At 65.5% G+C, this 6,936-nt stretch carries 7 protein-coding genes and 3 pseudogenes; 2 read left to right on the plus strand and 8 right to left on the minus strand.

What is annotated here, in order from left to right; translation table 11 throughout:
* Both WEA77_RS02970 and WEA77_RS02975 read right to left on the minus strand, forming a co-directional pair.
* Positions 1-369: pseudogene (locus WEA77_RS02970) on the minus strand (phytanoyl-CoA dioxygenase family protein); the annotation flags it as partial.
* 12 nt (positions 370-381) lie between these two features.
* Complete coding sequence (locus tag WEA77_RS02975) at positions 382-942, minus strand: TetR/AcrR family transcriptional regulator (RefSeq protein WP_368066373.1); 561 nt, start codon at positions 940-942, stop codon at positions 382-384.
* Positions 943-1,076: 134 nt separating this feature from the next.
* Between WEA77_RS02975 and WEA77_RS02980 the strand changes: the two genes are divergently transcribed.
* Positions 1,077-1,643: a hypothetical protein gene (locus tag WEA77_RS02980; protein WP_368066375.1), complete on the plus strand. Its 567-nt coding sequence runs from the start codon at positions 1,077-1,079 to the stop codon at positions 1,641-1,643.
* 144 nt (positions 1,644-1,787) lie between these two features.
* Here the strand turns inward: WEA77_RS02980 and ttcA are convergent, their stop codons facing one another.
* From ttcA to WEA77_RS03010, 6 genes and pseudogenes are all read right to left on the minus strand, one after another.
* Positions 1,788-2,672 (minus strand): tRNA 2-thiocytidine(32) synthetase TtcA, encoded by an 885-nt coding sequence (gene ttcA / locus WEA77_RS02985; RefSeq protein ID WP_368066381.1) that lies wholly within the window; start codon positions 2,670-2,672, stop codon positions 1,788-1,790.
* A gap of 820 nt (positions 2,673-3,492) precedes the next feature.
* Entirely contained in the window at positions 3,493-3,948 is a 456-nt protein-coding gene (locus tag WEA77_RS02990) for a GIY-YIG nuclease family protein (RefSeq protein WP_368066376.1), read from the minus strand.
* A 95-nt stretch (positions 3,949-4,043) separates the two neighbouring features.
* A complete protein-coding gene (locus WEA77_RS02995) occupies positions 4,044-4,403 on the minus strand; it encodes a nuclear transport factor 2 family protein (RefSeq protein ID WP_368066377.1) in 360 nt (119 codons plus the stop codon).
* Positions 4,400-5,638 (minus strand): FAD-dependent oxidoreductase, encoded by a 1,239-nt coding sequence (locus tag WEA77_RS03000; RefSeq protein ID WP_368066378.1) that lies wholly within the window; start codon positions 5,636-5,638, stop codon positions 4,400-4,402. The genes WEA77_RS02995 and WEA77_RS03000 overlap by 4 nt, the downstream gene beginning before the upstream one ends.
* Before the next feature lie 82 nt (positions 5,639-5,720).
* Positions 5,721-6,059, minus strand: a pseudogene (locus tag WEA77_RS03005) (antibiotic biosynthesis monooxygenase); the annotation flags it as partial.
* Positions 5,984-6,385 (minus strand): annotated as a pseudogene (locus tag WEA77_RS03010) (NIPSNAP family protein). The pseudogenes WEA77_RS03010 and WEA77_RS03005, both read right to left, overlap by 76 nt.
* Before the next feature lie 74 nt (positions 6,386-6,459).
* Here WEA77_RS03010 and WEA77_RS03015 point away from each other — a divergent pair.
* Positions 6,460-6,936 (plus strand): ArsR/SmtB family transcription factor (locus WEA77_RS03015; protein ID WP_368066379.1); only part of this gene is annotated, 477 nt, incomplete at its 3' end.

Genomic DNA, 6,936 nt, shown 5'->3' on the forward strand with positions numbered 1-6,936 from the left:
CCGGTCACGGTGCAACACCTGCGCGCCCTGTCCGGGCCGTATGCGGATGACCTGCGTTAGATGCAACTGGTAGCGATCACAGAAGGGAGCGAGGAAGGCTTCGGTGGCGGCGTTGATCAGCGGATCGGACACCAGCTCGCGGCAGGCCGGCGAGCGGGCGACCAGCGCGCCGGTGCGGGTCGTGCGGCGCCCGGTGAAGTCGTCGCGGCCGGGCGGCGTGGCCTCTACATAAGGCATGATTTCTGCCCGTACGCGGTCAAGCAGGTCCGGTGTCATCAGCCCGTCGATGATCACAGCCGCGTTCTCCGCGAGCCCCTTCAGGATATCTTCACGCGAAGCGTTCGCGGGCAGGTGTTTCAGGCTGGGCATAGCAGGCGTCCTTCAGGCGGGTTTGACTTTCAGGCTGGCGAAGAGGGGGCCGAGCAGGGCGGCGAGCAGGGCCGTCTGGCGCTCCGGCGGCCAGGCCTCCGGCTCCAGCGTCGCACGGGTGCCGACGCCGTCGACGGCGGCAATAATGGCGGATGCGACCACGCGCGGTGTCTTCGAGGCGGCGGCGAAACGTTCGCTGAGCGCAGTCTCGATATCGAGATAATACTGCTGGTGGATCGCCCGCAGGCTCTCGGAGAAGGGCGCGCGGCCCCAATAGGCGAGCCACACCCGCCAGTCCTTCCGGCCGGCTTCGTCCAGCGGCAGAGCACCGGCAAAATCCTCGAGCTTCAGGCGCGCGCCGCGCGGCCCGATCCGCGCAACGAGGCGGGCGCAGATTTCTTCAAGCGCGGCGGCGAGGACCGCGTCCTTGTCGGGAAAATAATGCGCCAGGGCCCCGGTCGTCACCCCCGCCGCGCGGGCGATGTCCGACAGTTTGACGCCGTCCAGTCCGTTTCGCGCAACAGCATCGGCGGCGGCGCTGGCAAGGGCGCGGCGGCGTTCGTCATGGTCCACTATTTTTGGCATATTGATGATAATAAATAAAAACGCTCGCCCGTCAATCCCTGCTTTTGCCTTGCCTGCCGTCATGCTGACCCGGCGGGTCCGGAGGCGGACGGTCGCTGCACAGAAACGCGAGGACGCGTTCCATGCGTTTCAAGTCTCTACTGATTGCCCTGTCGCTTATCCTGGCTGCTCCGGCTGCGCCGGTTCTGGCGCAGGGCATGGAACGCGCCGGCGTCACCTCGAACCGGATCGTCGACGGCGTGCGCCGCAGCGCGCCAGCTGTTTACCGCCAGGTGCCGGCTGACTTTGTCATGGTCGCCGTGACTTACCAAAGCGGCACGCGCGACGCGGCCGAGCGGAGCAGGGAACCCGCGGCGATGTTCGGCCGCCTGAAGACGAAGGCGGCAAAGACGGATGGCTTCTCGCTCGGCGGGCGCGCGCCCGGTCAGTCGACAGCGGATATCGAAACGGTGTTGTCCACAGATGTCTATACCACGGATTATTCCAACAGCGGCCGGTTCACGCTGACCCTGAATACAGATACGCGCCCCGAGGAAAGTTTCGAGACGCTGATGGCGCGGGCAACAGCCTTCATTACGACCATGGACATGGCCGGGCGCTCGCAGGCCTGTCTGGGCGACGAACAGTTCATCGGGGCGCGTGATGTGGCCAAGCACCGCGCTGATCTGGTGGCCGATATCGCGGCGTAAGTCAGTGGGCTGAAGACCAGTTTTGCCCCGGCAGAGGTGACGCTGACAGGACTTGAAAGCCGGATCATCACTCAGCCATCAGGGCCCATGGAACTCGAGATTTTCATTCCCGACACGCTGACGGTTGTCAGCGGCGAATAGGTCTCAGAACGGCACGTTCGGATCGTCCTCGCCTTCGCCGCCCATGCCGAGGGAAGCAAAGTCGAAGACTTTTTCGTCCAGCAGGTGGCTGGGGCGGACATTGGCAAGCGCGCGGGCCATGACTTGGCGTACGCTGGGTTTCTTGCGTTCCCATTCGTCGAGCAGGTGTTTCATGGCGACGCGCTGGAGGCCGTCCTGGCTGCCGCAGAGATTGCAGGGGATGATCGGGAAGGCCATCGCCTCGGCGAACTTTTCAAGGTCGGCTTCGGCAGAAGTGATCAGCGGACGGAAGACCATCACGTCGCCTTCGTCGTTGAGGAGCTTCGGCGGCATCGCAGCGAGGCGGCCGCCGTGGACGAGGTTCATCATGAAGGTCTCGAGCGCGTCGTCCCGGTGATGGCCGAGCACGATGGCCTCGCAGCTTTCCTCGCGCGCGATGCGGTAGAGAATGCCGCGGCGCAGGCGCGAGCACATCGAGCAATAGGTGCGCCCGGCTTCGATCTTTTCGGTGACGATGGAATAGGTGTCTTCGGTGATGATCCGGTGGGGCACGCCGGTTTTCCCGAGCCAGTCGGGCAACACGTGTTTCGGAAAGCCCGGCTGGCCCTGGTCGAGATTGCAGGCGACGAGGTCGACGGGCAGGATGCCTTGCCATTGCAGGTCCATGAGCACGGCGAGGAGGCCGTAGGAATCCTTGCCGCCGGAGAGGCAGACGAGCCATTTCGGACGCGGTATTTCGCCGGCTTCGATGGCGCGGCGGTCGAGGAGACCATAGGTCTCGATGACTTCCAGCGCGCCGCGCACGAGGCGCTTGCGCAGCTTCTTGAAGCTGACGGAGGTGGGCGCGTCCGCAAAGAGGCTGGGCGAGGGGGCGAAGGTGTCGGCCATGGGCGCGGATTTGCCATGGTGCGGGGTTGGCGGCAAGTCCGGGAGGTTTCGCGCAGCACGACGGGCCGGACGTGCGGGGGGCATAACCGGTTTCGGGGGGCTTCTGGCCAGGAGGTATCTGGAGGTGAGGGCAGAGCCCCCCTTCCTGGTTCGCCGGAGGCCTCGCAGGAAGGCGGCGTCCACTTCAACGGTCAGGAGCCTCAGGGTTTCGTGTTCTGTCAGGGTCGGCGCGAAGACGGGCGCGCGGGATTCCCAGCTTGCGTCTGTCAGGCGGCGGAAGGTTCGCCGGACCGGCTCATAGAACGTGCCGGGTTTGATGCCGGCGTGGCGGAGGGTGATCAAGCCCCCGCCGATGACGGAGTAGATGAGATCTGCGCCGCCGTTGCGCTTGCTCCAGAGGGGCAGCGCATTGAACTGCCACTGGAGGATCGGCCAGCAGATGACTGCCACGTGGGTGAGGAGATTGGCAAAGTCGAGGTCGTTGCTGAAGGTGCGGAGAGGGATCATGGAGGGCATGATACGCTTCACCATCGTGCTGCTGCTTCGAAACAGCACGATGCTTTAAGTCTCTGTTTTACCGAGGCGTTTTCCTGAAATCTGCGGCCACTTTTCGGAACGCCGCTACAGGCCGGGACCCCGGCGGATTCTGAGAGTGCAAAAAAGCTTTAGGTGTTTGTCAGCCGGGCGCAGGCCGGCACCTATAACTTCAGGCAAAATCAACCCCTCCTTTGCCGGCTTTCGCGGGGACAGGGTGGAGGGGTGGGTTTTGGTGGCTGGATGCAGGCGTTCGCTGAAACTTGTGCCTGTATTGCGGCCGCTGTCAGGCCATCCGGTTGCCGCCGCCGAAGCGGAAGATGTTTTTCAGCCACTGGCGGAAGCGCCATTCGGCGCGGAGCCGGGCGTTCGAGGGAAGGTCAAGGGCGTGGCGGGGGACGAGCATGTCGTTCATGCGCGGATGGTGGCGGCGAATGAGGTCTTCCTCGATGCGGGCGCGTTCGGCGGCTTTGCGCACGATGAGCACATGGCGCTCCGTGGCGCCGCGTTTCCACCAGGCCTCCCACCAGCGTTCGTGACCGTTGAGGCGCGAGCGGAAATCGGTGGCCTTGCCTATGTAGAGCGGTTCAAGGAAGAAGCCGAAGCGGCGGCGCACGAAGATGTAGATGCCGCTGCCATCGGGGATGCCCTTGCGGGTGAGTGTGATCTTGAACCGGTAGCGCTGGCCGGTTTCGCCGCGCCAGACATGCCAGCCGAAAAGGAACCATTGAAAGAGGAACATCAACCCACCGCTTGCGGCCCGCGCTGTTGCAGGCATTGGGGGTAGAATCGGCGATTTGCAGTTAACAGCGCATTAACCCGCCGCGAAGCGCGCATTCAGGCGGGCATCATGTGGACATAGACTTCGTTGAGCGTGATCTTGCCATCGCGTACGAGGCAGAGATCGAAGCCCCGCATCTGCGCGTCGGTGCCTGCCGGTCCGATGGCGCAGTACCAGCGCCCGCAGAAGCCACCGGGGATCGGCCAGGTTTCGTCGGGCAGGTAAATCATATTCGGCGTGGAGGCGAAGAGGCCTTCGAGGTAGGGGCGCAGCTGGATATGGCCGGTTAGGCCGGCGGCGTTCTGCGCGTCCTTGTAGACGGTATCGGCAGAATAGAAGCTCAGCAGCTTTTCCACATCCCTGGCGCTCCAGGCGGCGAGCCAGTCGGCGTTGAAACGGTCGATGTCGAGGCTCATGCGGTTTGCAATCCGAGCACACGGGCGCGGTGGGCCTCGGTGAAGATTTCAGGCGGGGCATTTTCCGGACCGGCCATGATAGCGACGCCGTGCAGGCCTAGCATGGGATCAGCGGCCTTGCGTTCATGGTAGCTGCGGCGGCGCTCGCGCGCGGCTTCGCCGAACTCCATGTCTAGCGCGGCCTGCAGCTGGCCGGCGAAACGCAGGCGGCGCATGCGCTCGGCGCGTTCTTCTGCATACGGAGCGAAATTCGGCACCTCGCCGCCGGGGGTTTCCTTCAGGATGTCGGAGACCAAGCGCACGTCGCGGTAAGTGATCGAGAGGCCGAGGCCGTTGATCGGGTCGTTCCAGCCGGCGGCGTCGCCGATGAGGACGCAGCCGGGGGCAAAAGGTTCGTCGGTCCAGCTATCATTGTTGAAATAGGAGAAGAGGGGCCCGGCGGGCGTGCCGTCTGCGAGGGCGCCATTGTCCGGCGCGCAGGACATGCGGAAGGCTTCGAGGAAGCGGCGGGCGCCGTCTTCGCCGTGGAACCGGCCTTTTTCTTCGAGCGCGTAGCCGCCATAGACGCGGACGCGGCCCTCGCCCTGCGGGAAGGCGAGGAAGCCGAAATTGTTTTCGGTGCCAATGGCCTGGCGGGTGGGGCTCCAGCCACGCACGTTCTCGATGAGGAGGCCGGCGAACCAGTGGTGGGGTTTGTCCTGGTGCAGCGGAATGCCGGCGGCAGCGCGCACTTCGGACTGGCGGCCTTCGGCGCCGACGACGAGGCGGGCCTGGACCGTTTTCGTCTCGCCATTGTGGAAGAAGGTGACGGAGGGTGAGGCGCCGAGGGTGATGATATCGATTGTCACGGGACGGAGGGTTTCGGCGCCGGCGACGGTGGCGGCGTCGTAGAGGGTCTGGCAATGGTGCGGGTGGCCGATGGCGAGCGGGCCGGGCACATCGGCGGCGAAGATGCCGAGCGGCAGGGCGCTGGCTTCACAGTCTGCGGGCTCCAGGCTTTCGTCATAGGTGACATGGTCGGTGATATGGTGGCCCCCGGCCGACATCAGGAGATCGTAGAGGCCGACGCGCTTTGCCTCGGCGACGCCCCAGGGCGCAATCCATTCGCCGCGGACGCGGTCTTCGTAATGTTCGGATTTCTCCAGCAGCAGCACTTTGTTTCCGGCCCGGGCCATGACGCCAGCGAGCGCGCTGCCGCCGATGCCGCCGCCGATGATGACAAGATCGTAAGTCATGGGCGTATTCCTCCGCAGGGAAGGTAACGCCGTAAACGGCAGATTGGCAAACCCTGACGCCGCGTCCGCAGCCGGGTTGTCCGTGCGTCTCGCGGCTGTCGGCGGGCGCTTCGGCGTGGTCCGTCAGGCTATAGTCGCGGGTCACGGCGGCGACGCGCAGGCGGTAATCCCTGAGGATCTATGCCCGCCCGGCGGACTGGGCGGCGCGGTGGCCGGAGAGATTGCGCCAGGCTGCGATGGCGCCTTCGGCGCGCCAGAAGGACAGCGAGAGATGGCGGCCGGGTTCAGCGAGGGACTGGAAACGCTCGATGGAGATGAAGCCGTCGATATCGGCGAGATGGGGCTTCAGCGCGGCGGCGATGGCGAAATATTCGTCAGCATGCCCCTTATTGGGCAGGGCTTCAAAGATGACGGCGAACATGGACGCACCAGCGGGGCGTGGGGGCCGGAGGCAAGCTTGAGGAACAGGCGGTCCTCGCGGCGCAGGAACTGTTCGCGCTTGGCGAAGGCGTAGTTCTCGCGGCCGATGGGGTCTTCGGCGAGCAGGGCCTTGCAGGCCTCGCAGGCGGCGAGCGAGGGGAGCGTGTAGACGCCGCAGGCAGTGGTGGTGGAGCCTTCGTGCGGGGCGAAATAGCCGATCAGGTCTGCGCCGCAGCGGAGAATCGCCTGGCCTCACTGGCGGGCATAATGGCCGAAGGCGTCCTTCTTGAAGGGATCGATTTCGTAGCGGATGAAGCAGGTGATCATGGATGCGTCCTCGGGTTGGTATGGCGGGCTTGTAGCCGCTTGCATGCGCGGGATGGTTCGATGAGCGCCGAACCATGAAGGACGGACCGGACATATCGCGGATTGCGGCGCTGAGCGGCGATCCGGCGCGCAGCAACATGCTGCTGGCGATGCTGGACGGGCAGGCCCTGACCGCCGGGGAGCTGGCATCGCAGGCGGGCATCACCAAGCAGACGGCGAGTTCGCACCTCGCGCGGCTGCCCGATGGCGCGCTGGTCGCGCGCGAGGTTCAGGGGCGGCATCATTATTGCCGGCTGGGCGGGGCGGATGCGGCGCAGGCGCTGGAGGCGCTGCTCGGCGTGTCGGAAGGGCGGACGGGGACGCGCACGCGGACGGGCACGCGGACGGGGCCGCGCGATCCGGCGCTGCGCAGGGCGCGGATCTGTTATGATCACCTGGCCGGGGAACTGGGCGTGCTGACCTATGACCGGCTGGTGGAGGACGGCGTGCTGGTGCGGCGGGGCGGGGCGCTCGCCGTGAGCAAGGCGGGTTGGGCGCGGCTGGGCGAGCTT

The sequence above is a fragment of the Hyphomonas sp. genome (assembly GCF_040882205.1).
Lineage (GTDB): Bacteria > Pseudomonadota > Alphaproteobacteria > Caulobacterales > Hyphomonadaceae > Hyphomonas.